The sequence below is a fragment of the Gardnerella sp. C0684A1 genome, assembly GCF_055326835.1.
The window spans coordinates 337,242-354,762 of sequence record NZ_JBLTSX010000001.1; the positions used below are offsets into that span (position 1 = coordinate 337,242).

Sequence of the window (17,521 nt, forward strand, 5' to 3'; positions counted from 1 at the left end):
CGATATTTCCAATATTTTGTACATGCTTTTTAGGCTTTTGTACATTTTTATTTTCACTTTTTTGGAGATTAAACTTTAGCTGAAATTTGTATAATTTCTATACTATTTTCACAATTTATCATTCAGGAGCATAAATTATAATCCTAATTCACGCAACGCGTCTTTTATGTTTGCAACTTCCACAATTTGCAAACCTGGAATATGCAGTTTCTTTCTTGAACTGCAAACTACTGCGCGACGATATCCTATACGCGCAGCCTCGCGTAATCTAGGTTCAAGACGAGGAACAGGGCGAACTTGTCCGGTAAGACTTATCTCACCAATAGCGCAAGTAGAGGAAGTAATACTGCGACCGGTTGCAGCGCTAGCAAGAGACGCAACAATTGCGATATCGCAAGCAGGTTCCTTAGCTACAGCTCCTGCAATAGTAGATACGTAAATATCTTTCGAAAGCAAATTAACATTCCCGTGACGATACAAGACTGCGGTAAGCATAGCAATCCTATTTGCATCCGCTCCAGAAACAGCTCTTCTAGGGGAAGGAAGTGCAGAATTAGTAACCAACGCTTGAATTTCTATAGGAAGACTGCGGTGACCTTCTAAAGTAAAAGTCACGCAAGTACCATCATTTTGCTGATTTTCGTTAGAAGAAAGAAAAAGTCCAGAAGGATCTGGTACTTCCTCTATGCCGTCGCCGCTCATATCAAAGCAGCCAACTTCATCAGTAGGGCCAAAACGATTCTTAACAGCGCGAAGTAAGCGCAAAGCAGTTTGAGAATCACCCTCAAATTGGCATACTGCATCTACTAAATGTTCTAAAGTCCTAGGGCCTGCAATAGAACCATCTTTAGTAACGTGTCCAACTAGCAGAACAGGAATATCGTAAGATTTTGCAACGTCTATAAGTGCGCTCGCAACTTCGCGAACTTGAGTAGAACCGCCGGTTATGCCATCAACATCGTTAGACACAATTGTTTGTGCGGAATCAACGATAGTAAGAATAGGCTGATACTGCTCGATTAAAGCTAAAACTGTGTCAAGATCAGTAGTGGATGCAAGAAGTAAATTATCGCTTACTGCGTTAATTCTTGACGCGCGTAATTTAACTTGTGCTGCTGATTCTTCTCCGGAAATATACAGAACGGGAGCAGGATATTGTGCTTTTGTTTGTGAATTTGTTTCTGAATTTGCTTCTGAAAGTTTTTGCGTTAAGTTTTCTTGTGCTCTAGCAATATTTCCTGCAGTTTCAAGCAGTAAAGTTGATTTTCCTATACCAGGCTCTCCGGCAATAAGAGTTACGGAACCTGGTACAAGGCCGCCTCCCAAAACTCTATCAAATTCAGAAAATCCGGTAGGAATACGCATACTATCATCCGCTTGAATAGCGCTCATTGGCTGGGCTTGTACGTCAAGTTGCGAAGTACCGCGTATAAAAGAGTTTTCTGAAAACGTAACATTTTTATTATCTGAATTATTTTGAGAATTTACGTTGGTATAAGCGCTAGTTTTAGTGAGAGCAGAGTTGTGTGAAACATTGCGTGGAACATTGTGCGCAACGTTACGCGCAGCAGTTTTTCCGGAACGAGTTGATTTAGATACTCCAGATAGACGAATCTCGCGAAACTCGTTAACAGTTCCCCATTCGCCGCATTCTGGGCAGCGGCCATACCATTTTGCTCCACTCCAACCACATTCGGAGCACAAGTAAGTTACGGGAGATTTTGCAGCCATGATTAGACGCTATCTTTCTTCTGCGACAAACGCAAGAATTGCTATTAAAAATCGTATTTCGCAAAATCAACGCGGCTTATGAGTAGAGTCACTGTTATGTGAGAGAATAACAGTATGTCGAATATGAGTACGCAAGATGCGAATGCAGCTTCTCATCGCAATCTTCTAGTAGTAATTACCTCAGCAGGTATCATAGTATTGCTGGCTCTTATTTCAGCATTCGTGTGGCCGGGTTGGGCTTTTAATCACGAAGTGGTTCCAGCTAAAAGTCATATATCGTCTCCAAAGACGCCGTCAATTCCAGCTAAGGCTTTACCAGCAAACGCAACTGTTTTGCTGAAATCTATGCCAGATAGTGTGCTTGATTTTGCGAGAGTTTCCGCGGTACCAAGTGCTAATTGGAGCGATGCAACCCCGTTGGAAGAATATACTCTTAAATACGATACTGGCGAAGCTGATGGAGAGGTTACTTTAACCGTTGCGCAATGGTCAACCCGCGATTCTGCGAACAAGCAGTATGAATCTGCATATGACTCGCTTAAAGGTGACGATATTGTTAGTGGCAAAATTATGATTGCCGATAAGGCTGTTGGCAACTATGTTGTTCGCTCAGACGAAGGTGACAAAAGACGTGCTAAAGCCTTGTGGCAGAACGATACCGCTGTTTTTGAGGTGAGTGGATCTAGACAATCAGTAGAACGCTTCTACCGCACTTTCCCTATGTGATTTACGTGGAGATTATGTGCAAATAGTGCTATCTGATATGAAAATAGTGTATTGCGTTCAGCAAAGTCGTTAAAACGGTGTACCATTAGGCAAGTTGCACACTTTTACATATGAATGGAGGCTTCAGATGGGTTCTGTCATCAAGAAGCGCCGCAAGCGGATGAGCAAGAAGAAGCACCGCAAACTGCTGCGTAAGACTCGTCACCAGCGCAAGTAATTATGCTTATGCGTTGATGCGTGTCTGAACGTTTAGGCACGTAAGACTTTTTAAAAGCGTCGGAGGTTTCCGGCGCTTTTTTGTTATATTTTTTATCATATAACTCCGTTTGTGAGATGTGGATGTTACTTGGTCGAGCAATATAAAAGCGGAGCGATAGTAATATCTTTTTGATGATTACTGTTTTTGCAGAGAAAATTAGTAAGCAATTAAACTTAACAATGCAAAATCTAAGTCCAAATATGGTATAAGAGCGTAGCGCTGCGAGACAAGTAACATCTACACCTCACCTTCACATAAAATAAAATATAAAAACGCGCAGTATAAAAAATAGAGCCCGCGTTTGCGGACTCTATTCGTAAGATTTTGTGTTACTTATTTGGGTTCGTAAGAGTGCGCGGACCGTTTGGATCGCCAACGATCACAGTGTCAACCATGTTCAAGAACAGGCCGTGCTCCACAACGCCAACAGTCTCAATCAAATCCTTCGCCAACTCCTGCGGATGATCAATGCGCTCCATATGCAAATCAACCACAAAGTTGTTCTCGTCGGTGCGTACTTCCTTGCCGTCAGCATCAAGACGCAAAACTGGCTTATATCCGCGCTTTTCGAACTTACGAATCACCTGCGCGGAGCCAAATGGAATTACCTCAACAGGAAGTGGGAACTTGCCAATCGTATCAACTACCTTGCTTGCGTCAACAATCCACACAATGCGGTCGGAGTTAATAGCCACAATCTTTTCCCAAAGAAGAGCCGCGCCGCCGCCCTTAATACCGTTGAAATTCTTGTCAACTTCGTCAGAACCATCGATTGTAACGTCAATGTGATCTACTTCGTTAATGTCGAGAATCTTAATACCGTAACCTTCTGCCTGCTCTTGCGTGCGGCGAGAAGTGGTAACTCCCGTGAAGCTTAAGCCTTCTTCCTTAACTCTGCGGCCAAGCTCGTCAACCAAGAAGCGCACTGTAGAGCCGGTGCCAAGACCAACCATCATGCCATTTTTTACAATCTTTGCGGCTTCAATGCCTGCTGCCTTTTTAAGCGCGTCTTGTTGTGCTTTATCCATTATTCCTGCTTTCTTGTTTTGTTATTCCCGAGTTCGCCGATGAACTTCCATCGCTATTTGCGGGAGAGGCTTTATGCTTTTATGTGTGCCTCATTTTCGTACATTTCCATATTAGTCTGCGTGCAGATTTTTTTAACTGAGTTAGAACGCTCGCACGCTCCAAAAGTGAGAGAAGTTGCGCACGTTTGGAGCGCTACGCAACGAATAGTCCTCCAAATGCGAGATAGATTTCTCGCGTTTGGAGGGCTACATTAAAAAATAACCTATGAAAGGTAGAAGGCGGTTGGATCAAATCGTAACGTTCCATCTGGTTCAACGTATCCGCTTACGTTAATTGTGCCGGAAATAAAACGCGGCTGGCCGTTAAACGTTGGGCTTGTGTTTGGTGGAGGAGTAAACTGCAGTACTCCTGAAACACTTAATCCTGGAACTGGCTGAAGTTTGTTTTCTGATTTGTTTTCTGGCTTATTCTCTGTTTCTTCTGTTTTTTCTATACTATCTGTTTTTTCTATACTATCTGTTTCTTCTATACTATCTGTTTCTTCTATACTTTCCGGTTTTTCTATATTTTCAGCTTCTTGCTTTTCCTGCTTATTGTTGATTTTCGCAAATTCTGGATTCGTATCTTCTCCAACAGAGCGGCCAATATGATACTCTTCGCAAGAAATCTTATTTTCCATAAGCGCTTTTGCATCTTCTGGAACGTCAGTTCCACTTGCGTAAGGCGAAGAAAGTAGCGACTTCCAACCTTCTAAAGGCAAGTATCCGCTTTTCACGCCGCTTCGGCAATCTTCTGCGTATGTGCGCGCTAAAGTATCAACTTTCTCGTTGCCAGCGTTTCCAGCGTGCCCCTTAACCCACACGAATTTTACGGAGCCTTCGCGTTTAGTAAGTTCCGCGTCGATTGCGCGAATCAAATCAGCGTTTTTAACAGGCTCGTTTTTAGAGTTCTTCCAACCGTTCTTCTTCCAGCCGCGGATCCACGTAGTTGCGCAGTTGATAGCGTATTGCGAATCACTTTCGATTGTTAGCTGCTCGCTTCCAGGATGCGCTCGCAAAGCTTCCAAAACTGCGCATAATTCGCCGATTTGATTCGTGCCATTAGTAGCGCCTCCGGCATCCGCGTTGCCGGAATGATGGTGTTCGTGTGCGCTGCCAGACTCGTCAGTGTGATCTGCCCAAGCCCAACCCATTGAGCCGTTTGGGTTTCCAAGCGCTGAACCGTCGGTAGAAACAACAATCATTACAAAACCTTTCAAAAATGCGCCGGCTGCAGATTGCAACCAGCGCAATTAGTAGATTCTTTACTTACGAAAGATTATTACGTTACGCTAAAGCCTTATCTACTACGGCAGTAGCTTCCTCAAGAACCTTGTCAAGTGCTTCTGGAGAAACGAAGGACTCAGCGTAAACCTTGTAAATATTCTCGGTACCAGATGGGCGAGCAGCGAACCAATTGTTCTTAGTCGTCACCTTCAAGCCGCCAATCTTTGCGCCGTTTCCAGGAGCTTCCGTAAGTTTTGCGGTAATATCTTCGCCTGCAAGCTTAGTTGCTTCAACATCGTCGCCACTCAAAGCTGCAAACTTCTGCTTCTGCTCAAGAGTGGTTGGAGTATCAACGCGCTTGTACCAGCTTTCGCCAAAGCGAGCAACCTGATCCTGGTGAAGCTGAGCTGGGTTCTTGCCAGTCTTTGCAGTGATTTCCGCAGCGAGCAAATCAGGAATCAAACCATCCTTATCGGTGGTCCAAACGCGACCATCTTTGCGCAAGAAGCTCATGCCGGAGCTTTCCTCGCCGCCGAAAGCAACTTCGCCACTAAAGAGTGGGTCAACGAACCACTTGAAACCAACAGGAACTTCCACAAGCTTAGCGTTAATAGAAGCAGCCACGCGGTCAATCAAGGAAGAAGACACAAGCGTCTTACCAATAGCGGTATTCTTTGGCCAATCTGGGCGAGCGCCGCCGAACAAGTACTCCACGCACACTGCAATGTAGTGGTTCGGGTTCATAACGCCCCAGTTCGGGCACACAATACCATGGCGATCAGCATCTGGATCGGTGCCGCCGACCAAATCGTACTTATCCCAAGCGCCAGCGTTAAGCTGATCAACTAAGCCCTTCATTGCGTAAGGGGAGCTTGGATCCATACGAATCTTGCCATCGTGATCAATAGTCATGAATCGCCAAGTTGGGTCAACTTCTGGACGCACAACGCCAATGTTCAGGCCGTACTTTTCGTTCATAAGTGGCCAGTAGTTTACGCTTGCGCCGCCGAGTGGGTCAATTCCCAAACGTACGCCGCTGGAACGAATCACGTCGAAGTCGATTACGTTTGCCAAGTCGCTTACGTAATGTTCGCGGTAATCGAAGCCTTCAACCAAATCAGACTTGATTGCTTCTTCGAAAGGCACGCGCTTAACTGACTTGTAGTTGTCAAGCAATTCATTTGCGCGGTTTGCAATCGCATTAGTTACGTCTGCAGGTGCAGGGCCGCCTGTTACAGGATCGTACTTAAAACCACCGTCGGTTGGAGGATTGTGTGAAGGAGTGACAACAATGCCATCAGCCAAGCCGTCTCCGCTAAAACGCTGAGTGCCGTCGGCTGCGCGATTATGAGTCAAAATAGCCTGAGAAACAACAGGAGTTGGCACGAAATCGCCGCGAGAATCAACGCGAACGTGAACTCCGTTAGCAACCAAAACCTCAATAGCAGTTTTTTGAGCAGGCTCAGAAAGAGCGTGAGTATCGCGACCAATATAAAGAGGGCCAGTTACGCCAGCCTTCTTGCGATATTCAGCAATAGCTTGCGTAATAGCCACAATATGAGCTTCGTTAAACGAAGTTTTCAAAGCGGAACCACGGTGACCGGACGTGCCGAAAATCACGCGCTGTTCTGGAATGTTGGAATTTGGAACTTCATCATAGTAAGCGCCAACCAAAGCGTCGACGTCGACTAGATCTTCTGGGGTGGCGGGCATTCCCGCATTTTTTGCTACCATAATTTTTTATTTTGCCACGGCGGTGGTATTTTTACTTACTTTCTGGAACTCTTACGCACAAGGCTTGCTTTTCTACAGTGAAACGCAACAGTTTTGTATATCCTAAAATATCGCCGTCTACCTGCACTGGAGCTGCTTTTTCTAACTGAACTTGCGCCCACAATCCTTGATATTGATCAATTTTAGAATTTGTAGAAAGTGGACTTTGTTGAGCTTTTCCAGTAAAAGTTTGATGCAGTACGTCACCGAATACGTTTGCCCAACCTATAATTCCGCCTGTTGTGTCAATAATTTCAAAATCTAACACGCCGTCATCGTATGAAGCGTTCGGCATAAGCGAAAACATTGGGATTTGCCCACAGTTTCCAGCCATAAAAGTGCGGAAATTTACGCCATTTGTTTTATACTCGCTGCCGTCAGTGCGCTTTAAAATAATATTTGCGCGATATTTTGGCATAAATAAGTGTTTTGCACCTGCTACAAAATATGCGAGCCAACTAATATTTTTCTTTAGATGTGGGTTTGTGTCGTCAATCATAAGAGCATCGAATCCGATTCCAGATATGATTAAAAACGCGTGAGCATGATCTTTATTTACACTATCCAAAAGCGCAACTCTACCAACATCAACTTTTCTTGACCCATGAGAAGTTGCAACTTTAAGAGCCGCATGGACATCGTTCATTGGTATGCCCATATTACGTGCGAAAAGATTGCCCGTTCCAATAGGAATAATTCCCATTGCATGATCTTTTCCGCTTACTGCGCTAGCAACCGTTCTAACTGTGCCATCTCCACCAACAGCAACAACAACATTTGCTCCGTGATCTAAAGCTTCTAAAGCACATTCTCTTCCGTCTTTATCTAACTGAGTGTCGATAATTTCGTACGGCAAATTATTCTCTTCGCAGTATTCTTCTATAGTTTTTCTATACTGCTCTGCCTGCGGTTTTGAAGGATTAATAATAAAAGCGTAATGAACTGAGTCACCATTACGCTGAGACAATTTTTCAGCTAAATGATGCTTTTTGAGCACACGCGAAACAATCATGATGATAAAAGGTGCTAGTACAAGAGCAAAAACAATCACCATGAGTACAAGAGTCGCTTGAGCTGGCATATATTGCATAATTATTATTCTTGCACAATATTAGAAATATTGGGTTAAAACTGAGGAAATATTTAACATTTTATGCACATTTCGTACCTTTTATGCATTTCGTAATTTTAGCTTATATTTTCTTTTATAATTCTTTTTCTAGAAGTTGATTAAAATCGTTTTTTCTTTCTTTACGCGGTTGTAGGATTAGTAGCGTTTTAAAAGCTTAAAAAATCAACAAATAAAGAGATTAACTAATATGGAACTTGCGAAAAATACAAACGAAAACAGCGGCTCAAGTAATATCACCGCTTTTTCACACGTGCCGGTACTGCACAATACTATTTACAGAAATGCAAATACTGATCGTTTCAGTAAAAAAGAGCAAGTAGTTCCAATAGTTCTTATTCACGGATTCCCTGTTGATCACAGAATGTGGGATGAGTGCGCTCAAGAACTTAATAAACTTATTGATAATGCAGTAAAATCCGGAACACTAAACTACGATACTCCAATATTCGCTCCAGATATGCCGGGAGCTGGGTTGAGTGAAATTCCTTCTTCGGAACAAACAGGCGCAATCGCACAAGACGGCGCATACACTGAAGCTTTAGATAAAGTTGCTGCAGCATACGTAAAACTAATTTTAGATTCCGGATACAAACGTGCTTTTTGGGTTGGTCTTTCTATGGGAGGTTACGTTGCGCTCGCTATACAAAAACTTTTCCCAGACTCTGTTGCAGCAATCGCATTATGTGATACAAAATCTACTGCAGATAATGCTGAACATAGGGCTGATCGTATTCGTATAGCGCATATTTGCGAGCAGTTGCACACTTTTGATCCTGTTATGCACTTTGCGGAAGCAAAAGAAACTGATTCATCAATAAAGAAAACTGCCGACTTTTGTAAACGTTTTGAAAATTGGATTATTCAGCAGCCAACCGCTGGTATTGCGTGGCGTGAGAGAATGGCAGCAGGACGTGAAGATTTAACTGATCAACTTGCGAAAATTACAGCACCTGTTGCGATAGTAAGCGGTAATTTAGATCCTTCCAGCTCTCCTACAGTTATGAAGCCTTATGTTAAAGAAATTAGTGCTTCTAGTAACGTATCTTTTACTGAGATCGACGATTGTGGACATTTTAGTGCTACAGAGCATCCGGACGAGGTTGCAAAAGCCTTATTCGACGTGCTAGCACAGGTGCGTCGCTAGTGGTAAACTGTGCGAGTGCGTGTTTCACATGCGTTCACTATGCAGAGATTAAGTATGGGAGGATTGCATCATAAACTTCTAAGTTTTTTGTTGCGAATCTTGCTGCTAGTCTTTTCAAGAACGTTACTTGCACAGTTACTTGCACAGTTACTTGTGATAATGCGCAGTATGAAACCTAAAATTCATACAAACCGTTTCGTATTCATTTATGGTGGAAATTAAAATGACTGATGATCATAACTCTGAAAAGAGCCTTGAAGAAAATTTAGGCGATGTTTCTGACGCTGATGTTAGCGACTACGCTGATACAGGTTCTTTCGAAGTGAATGGAGTAAATAATTCCACCTACAGTAGTGCAGCGAATCCTGCGTACCAATATCAGTCAGCAAATGCAGTTCCAGCTGAAGCAGCAGACGAAACGGTTGCAATGAATATTGTAAAAGCCAACAATGCCGATTACACTGCAACCACATCGTTTAAAGAAATATCGGACGATTCTAAAGGCAAAAATAGCGCTAAGCATTCAGCTCTAGCATTGTTCTATTCGGTTCTTGTTGTTGTGATTCTTTTGATTGCAGGATTTTTTGCTTCACTCTGGTATTTCCACGATCGTGTAGCTCCTGGAGTTAATTTTGGTGTTGCTGAGATTTCTCAAAACATTTCAGGACATCAAAGAGATGATGTTGAGAAGGCTGTTAAAAGGGCAGTTTATCAGTCTTTTGTTAAAGTTACTGACGACCGCGGCAACACTATTACAGCAAGCTTAGATCAGTTGGGTGTAAAAGTTGATACCTCTTCTACAGTAGATAAGATTATGAGCGCTAAGCGTTCAAATATTGCCACAATGCTAATGCCGTGGGTGAATAAGACTATTAATCTTGAAGCTCATCGTGAAGATTCTGATATGGATGCGTATCTTGTTAATAAGTTCGTCCATAAAAGAGATCGCGCAATGCCATACACTGCAGTATTTGACACTAAATCTTCATCTTTCGTAGTTAAAGATGGTGTTCCTGGTAGAAGTGTTGAAACTATGCCAGTTAGGGAGGCTGTTAAGCGTTTAATTGAGAAGCCTGGTAACACAGTATCTGTTTCAATCAGTTCTAGACGTACGGATGCTCCAATTAAAAGAGAAGCCGCTCAAAAGATTGCTGACACTTTAAACGAAGTTTTAAAGAAAAAAATTAAGTTAGATAACGGAAATGGTAAAGATTTTACAATACCAAAAGAAGTTGTTGCATCTTGGATTAAAGTAAAAGCTGATATCGTTCACAAAAAGCTTTCGTTTGCTGTAGACGAGCAGATTGCTGACAAATGGCTTTCTAGCGAATTGCCTAAGAAACTTAACGAGCAAAAAGTTGATCAGGAAGATGCTGTTGACAAGAATGGGAAAGTAATTTTCACAACTATCAAAGGCAACGACGGTATAGAAATTAAGTATTCAAACGATATTTTGAAGAAGATTTCCGACGCTGTTAATAATAACGCTGATGCGAATATTACAGTTCCTACTAAAGTTACTAAATTTAGTGTAGTGCGCAATCTTGTTGATATGCGAATCGTAGTAGATAAGTCAACGCAAACTGCTTCTGTTTACAAGGATGATGAGCTTGTAAAAACTTTCCCAGTTTGCACTGGACGTACAGGATTAGGTGAGTCACATAGCGGAACTTTCTTCATCTACTTGCATTACGATATTCAAGATATGCGCGGAACTAATTTTGACGGTTCTCCTTACTTGACTCACAACGTGCGTTGGGTTAGCTACTATCATGGCGGAGAAGGCTTCCACACTGCTTTGTGGAATTATGCTGGTATAGCTTCTGGAGATCCAGCTAATCACGGCTCTCACGGTTGTATAAACATGTATGAGCAGGATGCTCGTTGGATTTACGATAATTGTCCGCGAGGAACTATTGTGCAGGTAGTTGGCGATACGCCAGACGGTCCGGTGCGTTAATGTCTAATTCTAAGAAAACTTTCTTTTCTAAAACTGCTAGTTCTGCGGATTCACAAGATTCTAGCCAGGTTAGCCAGGTTAGCCAGGTTAGTGCAGCTAGTACGGCTCGTCGCGTAAGTAGCATGCCAATACCTGTTCATGTTACTTCTACTCTTTTTGATGCTCCTGCACCCGATGAGCTTATTGATAATAAGCCTTACATAGTGCGTTGCGCTAGGCGTGGTGTTACTGCTGTTTTTGGATTGTGGATGCGCGTTGCTAGTTATGTGGCTCGTCGTGCTGGCTGGTTTCCTAGTGTTGAACCGTATATTGGTTATGGAACTGACCGTTACGCTAGGCTTATTTGCCGCACAGTATACGCTCCTGCAAGAGGGCATCATTCTGCATTAAAGCGCGGTATTTACGCAATGCTTGTAGTTCCTGCAGTTCGCGTAAAAGTTACGTTATCAATAGATGGTATACCGCTTGAAAAAGTGCAGGTTGGTGACTGCGAAACCTACGACAAGGTTGAGTCTGCTGGCGTATCTTCAGTAGATTACTGCATTTCTGATCGCGCAGGTTATTTGGATTTGGTAACTGAAAGAGCGCTTTGTGCAGGTCAACACACTGTTTCTTACACTGTGAATAATCGTGATGCTGTTAAATCTAGCTTATTTGCAATATCTTCTTCTGCATCAATTGGTGTTATTTCAGATGTAGATGACACTATTATGGTAACTCAAGCGCCTTCGCCTATTCGTGCAGCATATAATCTTCTTATTATGAACCCAGCTCACCGCTCGAGAGTTCCAGGAATGGCTTCATTATTTGCTGCTATTAAAGATTTTTCTGAAGACTCGCCGTTCTTCTATCTTTCTACATCTCCTTGGAATGTTGAAGCTTCAATTCGTCATTTTATTGACAGAGAAGGTTTTCCGCAGGGACCTTTGCTGCTTCGAGATCTTGATCCGCGACCAAAAACTTTTGTTCCGAACGGTCCTCAGCACAAAATGGAGTTTGCTAGCCAGCTGATGGATGATTTTCCAGATATGCGTTTTGTGCTTATAGGAGATGACGGTCAGAAGGATCCTTTAACGTACGCGAATATTATTAGAAAATATCCTGGTCGCGTGTTGGCTGTTGCTATTAGACAATTACATTCTGACGATACTGTTGATCACTTTAGAAAGCATTGCATACGCGATTTTGGAATGGCACTAAGCTCATCTCATACCGCATACACTTTTGCCGGTAGTACTGAAGATGATTTTGATTTAAAGGAAGATTCTAGCGTAGAAAATTTGCGCACTATTGAGGTTAAAAATTGCGTTGGAACATTACATGGAGTTCCGTTTTTTGTGTCTCCTGATGGTGAGGGCTTAAAAGAAGCAATACTGCCTTATCTTTCGGAAGTTTTTAAAAGATCGTAAAGTTTTGAGATTTTCATAGTTTTGTTTTAGTCTGTTACACTTGTATGCTAGATAGCAATGCTGAATGTACTGTTTTGCATGATTCGCGAGTGTACTAGTTAGTCAGCACTAGTTATTCAGCATTTATGTAGCACGACGATGAGCTACCAATGCGTGGGGGAGGCCTGTATGACTAAGGTTAAGACGAGCGACTGTTCGAAAGACAATATGACGCTCATTCATACAGCTCTATTTAAGCAAGTTCCTGTAGATCAAGCCAAAGAGCTTATAGTACATTTTAAAGAAGTAGAGTTTAAAAAAGGTCAAGCAATTTTTAACGAAGGTGACACTGATCACCGAATGTATATTTTAGATCGCGGCCGCGTAAAACTAGTTCGTCATTCCAGAGATAACAGAGTGCAGTTGTTAAGTATTCACACTTATGGCGAAATTTTGGGAGAAATACCAGTTTTTGATCCAGCAGGAGGTCCTCGCACAGCTTCTGCAATAGCAATGGAATCGCACACTCATCTTCTTGTGTTAGAGCATACTGCGCTTTTTAGTTGGTTAGGTAAGCATCCAAGTGTTGCTATAGACATGCTTCAAGTTTTAGCGGCTCGCATGCGCGCAAATAATGAAAGAATAGCAGATTTAGTATTTATGGACGTGCCGGCACGTTTAGCAAAAATGTTACTAAACTTAGCTTCACGATTTGGTAAGCCTGTTCATGAAGGTTTACTTGTGAAGCATGATTTAACTCAAGAAGAGCTTGCGCAACTAGTTGGATCTTCAAGAGAAACAGTTAATAAAGCCTTAATGGATTTTGCTAATAGAGGTTGGATTAAGCGTCAAGGACGTTCAATTATTATTTACGAACCCGGTATGCTTATTCGCCGCGCTGAACGGTAGAGACGAACCTTTAGAATAGGTCGCATGCCGAAAAAGAATTCTCTTACCGTTCGACGCGTATTAGCGCTGTTTCTTACGTACATTACATTATGCGTTGCTGGCGGTGTTGCAGCAAGCGTACTGTTTGTTCCTGGCGTTATGACAGTGAACAGTGTTATTAAATCAGTCGTACCTTCTTTAAGAGTTGACGGTATTGATTTTGATGTTACGGCTTTGCCGCAGAAAACGCATCTTTACGCTTCTGACGGGAAAACTATTATTGCTACTTTCTACGCTCAAAACCGCACTGTTGTGCCATTGCGTAGTATTTCAAAATATATGCAGCAGGCAATGGTAGCTCGAGAAGATCGTCGATTTTTTGAACATTCAGGCGTAGACGTTCAAGGTGTTATGCGAGCATTTGTGCAAACATTCGTTAAGAAGAACGATATGCAAGGTGGATCGTCTCTTACACAGCAGTACGTTAAAAACGTTCTTATGATTAAAGCTCATGAAGATAATGATCCTATTGCTGAATATCATGCTTCGGAGAGCACAATAGTTCGTAAGTTGCGAGAAATGCTTATTGCTATCCAAATGGAAAAGAAGTACTCAAAGCTTGAGATTTTGCAAGGATATTTAAATATCGCACAGTTTGGTAGTAATAATTTGTACGGTGTAGAAACTGCAGCTCACAGATACTTTAATACGAGTGCTGCGAAACTTAATCTAGTACAAGCTGCAACTATTGCTTCAATAACTAAAAATCCTTCTCACTATGATCCTTCTATTGAAAGTAATCAGAAGGAATCAGAAAAGCAGAGGAATATTGTTCTTGATCTTATGCTCAGGCAGAATTTTATTAATAAACAAGAGCATGATAGTGCTGTAGCAACACCTCTTAAAAGTACTTTAAATATTCAGAATGAAGTTTCAAAAATTGGTTGTCAGGCTGCTGGAGATGCGGCATTCTTCTGTGACTACGTAACCAAGAAAATACTTAATTCTCCTGAGTTTGGAAAAACAGCAATGGCACGTCAGAAGCTGTTAAACGAAGGTGGCTTGGATATTTATACCACAATGGATTTGAAAGCCAGCGCAGCGGCTATGAAAGCGGCTCGTGAGACTATTCCTGTAAACGATAAGAGTGGTTTCGAAGTTTCTATTGCTGCTATTAAACCTGGAACTGGAGAGGTTCTTGGTTTTGGTAGCAACCGTATTTATGATGCTACAGATACTGCAAGGCTTGATCATACACATACGGCTTTGAATTACGCTGTAGATGAGCGAGACGGTGGTGGTATTGGTTGGCAGATTGGTTCCACATGGAAGCCAATTAACCTTGTGGCTTGGATGATGGCAGGAAAGTCTATTAATCAGCCTATTCGCAACGCTACGCACTATAGCAACTCTGAGTTTAATTGCGCCAAGTATAAGGGATTCGGTTCCTGGTCAGTGCAGAACTCAACCGGAGCTTTTTATAGCTCAGAATCTCCTCTTCAGGGTCTTATACGTTCTCACAACACAACTCAGGCTGCTATGGCATCACAAATAAAGTTGTGTGCAATTGCAGATGCTGCTAAAACTCTTGGATACCATAATTCGCCTTTAGGTCAGGAAAGCGTTTACTCTGCTAATTCTCTTAACCCTCCTATGACGATTGGTTCTGTTCAGGCTTCTCCTCTTACGGTTGCTAACGTTTACGCAACAATAGGTGCTGATGGTGTAGCATGCGACCCAATAGCGATTAAACGAGTAATCGATAAAAATGGTAAGAAGCTGAAGGTTCCTAGCGCTCACTGCCATCAAGCAATTCCGAAGGAAGTTGCGCAAACTGTAGCATACGCACTTAATCAGGGTGTTGTACGCCCTGGAGGTGAGGCTGCAACAACACAGTTAGATGGCGGTCGTAAAACTTTTGCAAAAACTGGTACTAACGAAGATAAGTACATGTTGACTGCAGGTTTTGCTCCTCATCAGGTTGCTGCATTCGTTGCGGTTGGTAATGCTGAAGTTCAGAAGAGCTTTAAAAATATGACGATTAACGGCCGTCAGATGCGCACTTGGTACGGTATGTATATTGCAACTCCTGCATGGAAGTCGTTTATGAATACGTATCTGAAAGATGCAAATATTCCTAACGATGATACGTACGGCACCCCAGATCCAAAGTATATGACTGGAGGACCTATGTATGACGACGAAAGCTCTTCGCCGGCAGAAGGTAATACTGCTAGAGAAGATCAAGATAAGCGCGATGAAGATGCTCGTAAGGAAGCAGCTAAAGAGCAGCTCGATCAGCTTAGCCAGCAGAAGGATCAGTACGGTCAGTATAATTTCCCTCGCAAGGATGATTCTACAGATAGCAACTCCACGAATACTAATGCTGGGAATGATGTAAATACTGATGGTAATTAAATAAGAAATTAAAGAAGTTAAATAAAAGTTAAGGCTGGTGGTTCTTGAATGAATCCCAGCCTTAACTTGTTTTATAGAATCTACTTAAATTTTAAATATTTGCGTCTATGCCAACAGCTTGTGAAACGTTGTCAAAACCGTCTTTTTTAAGCAAATTAGCTAAACCGCGTTTAAGAGTAGTAATCTGCTGCGGTCCGCGATACATAAGAGAAGTAATAAACATAACTAAATCTGCTCCGGAACGGATTTTTTCGTAAGCCTGCTCAGGAGTAAATACGCCACCAATTCCAGCAATAGCAAACCTATCGCCAAACGCAACGCGAGTTCTACGAATAAGCTCGTTACTTGCGCGGTAAGTAGGGCCTCCAGAAAGCGCGCCAGGTAAATCTTTAGGAACGTCTAAGCCGCTTCTATTCTTGCACAAGTTAGCAATACTAACGCCATCAACCTTATGTTCAGCAAGAACATCGAGAAGGGATTTAAACTGCTCCCATCCTCCTGGAAGATTAAGCGGCATTTTTACCAAAGTTGGTTGCGGACGCTCAACTTTATCAAGCTCAGTAAACAGCTTATCCAATGCTTCAGGTTGGCTAAATGGCTCGCCAACCATAGTGTTAGGGCAGGAAATATTCACTTCGATCATAGAAGTGCGTCCGACTGCGCGTTCAAGAGAAATTCGATAATCTTCAATTCCTTCCTGAATATCTCCGCACAAATTATCATTCGTGCGCGCAATCGAAACAGACATATTCATGTGCTTAGCACGAGTCCAAGCTTTCTCTGCGCGTTCAATAACAACGTCGCTTCCATAATTAGCAAGACCAGCGTGAACAAGTATTGAATCGTATTCAGGGAAACGATGATACCAAGGTTTTGCGTTACCTTCGCAAGGCCTAGAAGTAGTAGAGCCTACAGTTTCGAAACCAAAGCCAGCGCGGTCAAGAACAGTAGCCATATCGCAATTTTTATCGAGTCCAGCGCTTAAACCGAAAGGATTAGCAAAATCTACGCCCATAACCTGAGTTTCTAAAACAGGATCTGTGTAATTTAGCATCGAGTCGAGAAGGAACATAAGGCCTGGAATGCGCTCGCTTACTTTGCAGAAGGAAAGCATACGCTCGTGAGCTTCATCTGGCGGAATGTTAAAAACAAAATGTGGCTTAATTATGTGCTTGTAAGAGAAAGTGAACAAATCTGTAGTCATTTTGTTCACAGCATTGTGCAAAGAATTATTAGATACATATGACATATATATAGTATTGCATCATTTACGATTTTTGCATAATAGCTTTTATAAGAGTTTGTAAATTAAAATTATGATTACAACGCATAAGATATGTGATTGTCGTGGTGAGTGATATACTTGTGTAGTTGTGCGTTCAGGCATGTTTATTTGTTTATGCGATTTGCGTGGCTGAATGACGCAAGACTTGCAAGTCAAAGAATTAGGAGTCCATTATGGCAGCTCGTTGCGCAGTATGTGGCAAGGGACCTCAGACCGGTTTCTCTGTATCACATTCCCATATCCGCAATAAGCGCACCTTCCGCCCGAATCTTCAGCCGGTTCGCACTACCGTTGATGGCGAAAACGTTCGCCTCCGCGTGTGCGTAAAATGCATTAAGGCTGGCAAGGTTCAGCGCGTTGAGGCGTGAATCGCGTAGTAGTAAAGGCCCTGAGCAGTGCTCGGGGCTTTTTGTTTTTGAGCCATAGCAATCTGTCTGATGATATTATTGCCTTAAACAAGAGTCTTATATAAGCGCGAATTGGAATAGATAACGGATAACAGATAACGGATAACGGATTGGGG

General features: G+C 42.4%; 14 protein-coding genes. 8 read left to right on the forward strand and 6 right to left on the reverse strand.

Features of this window, described 5'->3' with window-relative positions; translation table 11 throughout:
- Positions 1-135: 135 nt before the first annotated feature.
- Entirely contained in the window at positions 136-1,731 is a 1,596-nt protein-coding gene (locus ACNEUN_RS01490; RefSeq protein ID WP_463630330.1) for a DNA repair protein RadA, read from the reverse strand.
- A 114-nt stretch (positions 1,732-1,845) separates the two neighbouring features.
- On the opposite strand from ACNEUN_RS01490, the gene ACNEUN_RS01495 reads away from it, so the two are divergent.
- Both ACNEUN_RS01495 and ACNEUN_RS01500 read left to right on the forward strand, forming a co-directional pair.
- Complete coding sequence (locus ACNEUN_RS01495) at positions 1,846-2,457, forward strand: hypothetical protein (RefSeq protein WP_427877525.1); 612 nt, start codon at positions 1,846-1,848, stop codon at positions 2,455-2,457.
- A gap of 127 nt (positions 2,458-2,584) precedes the next feature.
- A complete protein-coding gene (locus ACNEUN_RS01500; protein ID WP_004268639.1) occupies positions 2,585-2,674 on the forward strand; it encodes a 30S ribosomal protein bS22 in 90 nt (29 codons plus the stop codon).
- Between the two features lie 371 nt (positions 2,675-3,045).
- On the opposite strand, the gene rpiA is transcribed toward ACNEUN_RS01500, so the two are convergent.
- From rpiA to ACNEUN_RS01520, 4 genes are all read right to left on the reverse strand, one after another.
- A complete protein-coding gene (gene rpiA, locus ACNEUN_RS01505; RefSeq protein WP_415700235.1) occupies positions 3,046-3,744 on the reverse strand; it encodes a ribose-5-phosphate isomerase RpiA in 699 nt (232 codons plus the stop codon).
- 263 nt (positions 3,745-4,007) lie between these two features.
- On the reverse strand, positions 4,008-5,036 hold the full coding sequence (locus ACNEUN_RS01510; RefSeq protein WP_463630335.1) for a ribonuclease H family protein: 1,029 nt from the start codon (positions 5,034-5,036) through the stop codon (positions 4,008-4,010).
- 34 nt (positions 5,037-5,070) lie between these two features.
- On the reverse strand, positions 5,071-6,744 hold the full coding sequence (gene pgm, locus ACNEUN_RS01515; RefSeq protein ID WP_004121470.1) for a phosphoglucomutase (alpha-D-glucose-1,6-bisphosphate-dependent): 1,674 nt from the start codon (positions 6,742-6,744) through the stop codon (positions 5,071-5,073).
- A gap of 31 nt (positions 6,745-6,775) precedes the next feature.
- The gene (locus ACNEUN_RS01520) at positions 6,776-7,873 is read right to left on the reverse strand and encodes a diacylglycerol/lipid kinase family protein (protein ID WP_427877518.1); all 1,098 of its coding nucleotides are present in this window, start codon (positions 7,871-7,873) and stop codon (positions 6,776-6,778) included.
- A gap of 229 nt (positions 7,874-8,102) precedes the next feature.
- Between ACNEUN_RS01520 and ACNEUN_RS01525 the strand changes: the two genes are divergently transcribed.
- The 5 genes from ACNEUN_RS01525 to ACNEUN_RS01545 all read left to right on the forward strand — a co-directional run bounded on the left by ACNEUN_RS01525 (position 8,103) and on the right by ACNEUN_RS01545 (position 15,713).
- Positions 8,103-9,059, forward strand: coding sequence for an alpha/beta fold hydrolase (locus tag ACNEUN_RS01525; RefSeq protein ID WP_463630338.1), 957 nt, complete (start codon positions 8,103-8,105; stop codon positions 9,057-9,059).
- Positions 9,060-9,282: 223 nt separating this feature from the next.
- Entirely contained in the window at positions 9,283-11,019 is a 1,737-nt protein-coding gene (locus ACNEUN_RS01530; RefSeq protein ID WP_463630340.1) for a L,D-transpeptidase, read from the forward strand.
- A complete protein-coding gene (locus ACNEUN_RS01535) occupies positions 11,019-12,428 on the forward strand; it encodes an App1 family protein (protein WP_427877512.1) in 1,410 nt (469 codons plus the stop codon). The genes ACNEUN_RS01530 and ACNEUN_RS01535 overlap by 1 nt, the downstream gene beginning before the upstream one ends.
- A gap of 168 nt (positions 12,429-12,596) precedes the next feature.
- A complete protein-coding gene (locus tag ACNEUN_RS01540) occupies positions 12,597-13,316 on the forward strand; it encodes a Crp/Fnr family transcriptional regulator (protein WP_427877511.1) in 720 nt (239 codons plus the stop codon).
- A gap of 24 nt (positions 13,317-13,340) precedes the next feature.
- Complete coding sequence (locus tag ACNEUN_RS01545; protein WP_463630343.1) at positions 13,341-15,713, forward strand: transglycosylase domain-containing protein; 2,373 nt, start codon at positions 13,341-13,343, stop codon at positions 15,711-15,713.
- A 91-nt stretch (positions 15,714-15,804) separates the two neighbouring features.
- Here the strand turns inward: ACNEUN_RS01545 and ACNEUN_RS01550 are convergent, their stop codons facing one another.
- Positions 15,805-16,962: a quinone-dependent dihydroorotate dehydrogenase gene (locus tag ACNEUN_RS01550; protein ID WP_463630345.1), complete on the reverse strand. Its 1,158-nt coding sequence runs from the start codon at positions 16,960-16,962 to the stop codon at positions 15,805-15,807.
- A gap of 209 nt (positions 16,963-17,171) precedes the next feature.
- Between ACNEUN_RS01550 and rpmB the strand changes: the two genes are divergently transcribed.
- The gene (gene rpmB, locus ACNEUN_RS01555) at positions 17,172-17,366 is read left to right on the forward strand and encodes a 50S ribosomal protein L28 (RefSeq protein WP_116439860.1); all 195 of its coding nucleotides are present in this window, start codon (positions 17,172-17,174) and stop codon (positions 17,364-17,366) included.
- The last annotated feature ends 155 nt before the right edge of the window (positions 17,367-17,521 follow it).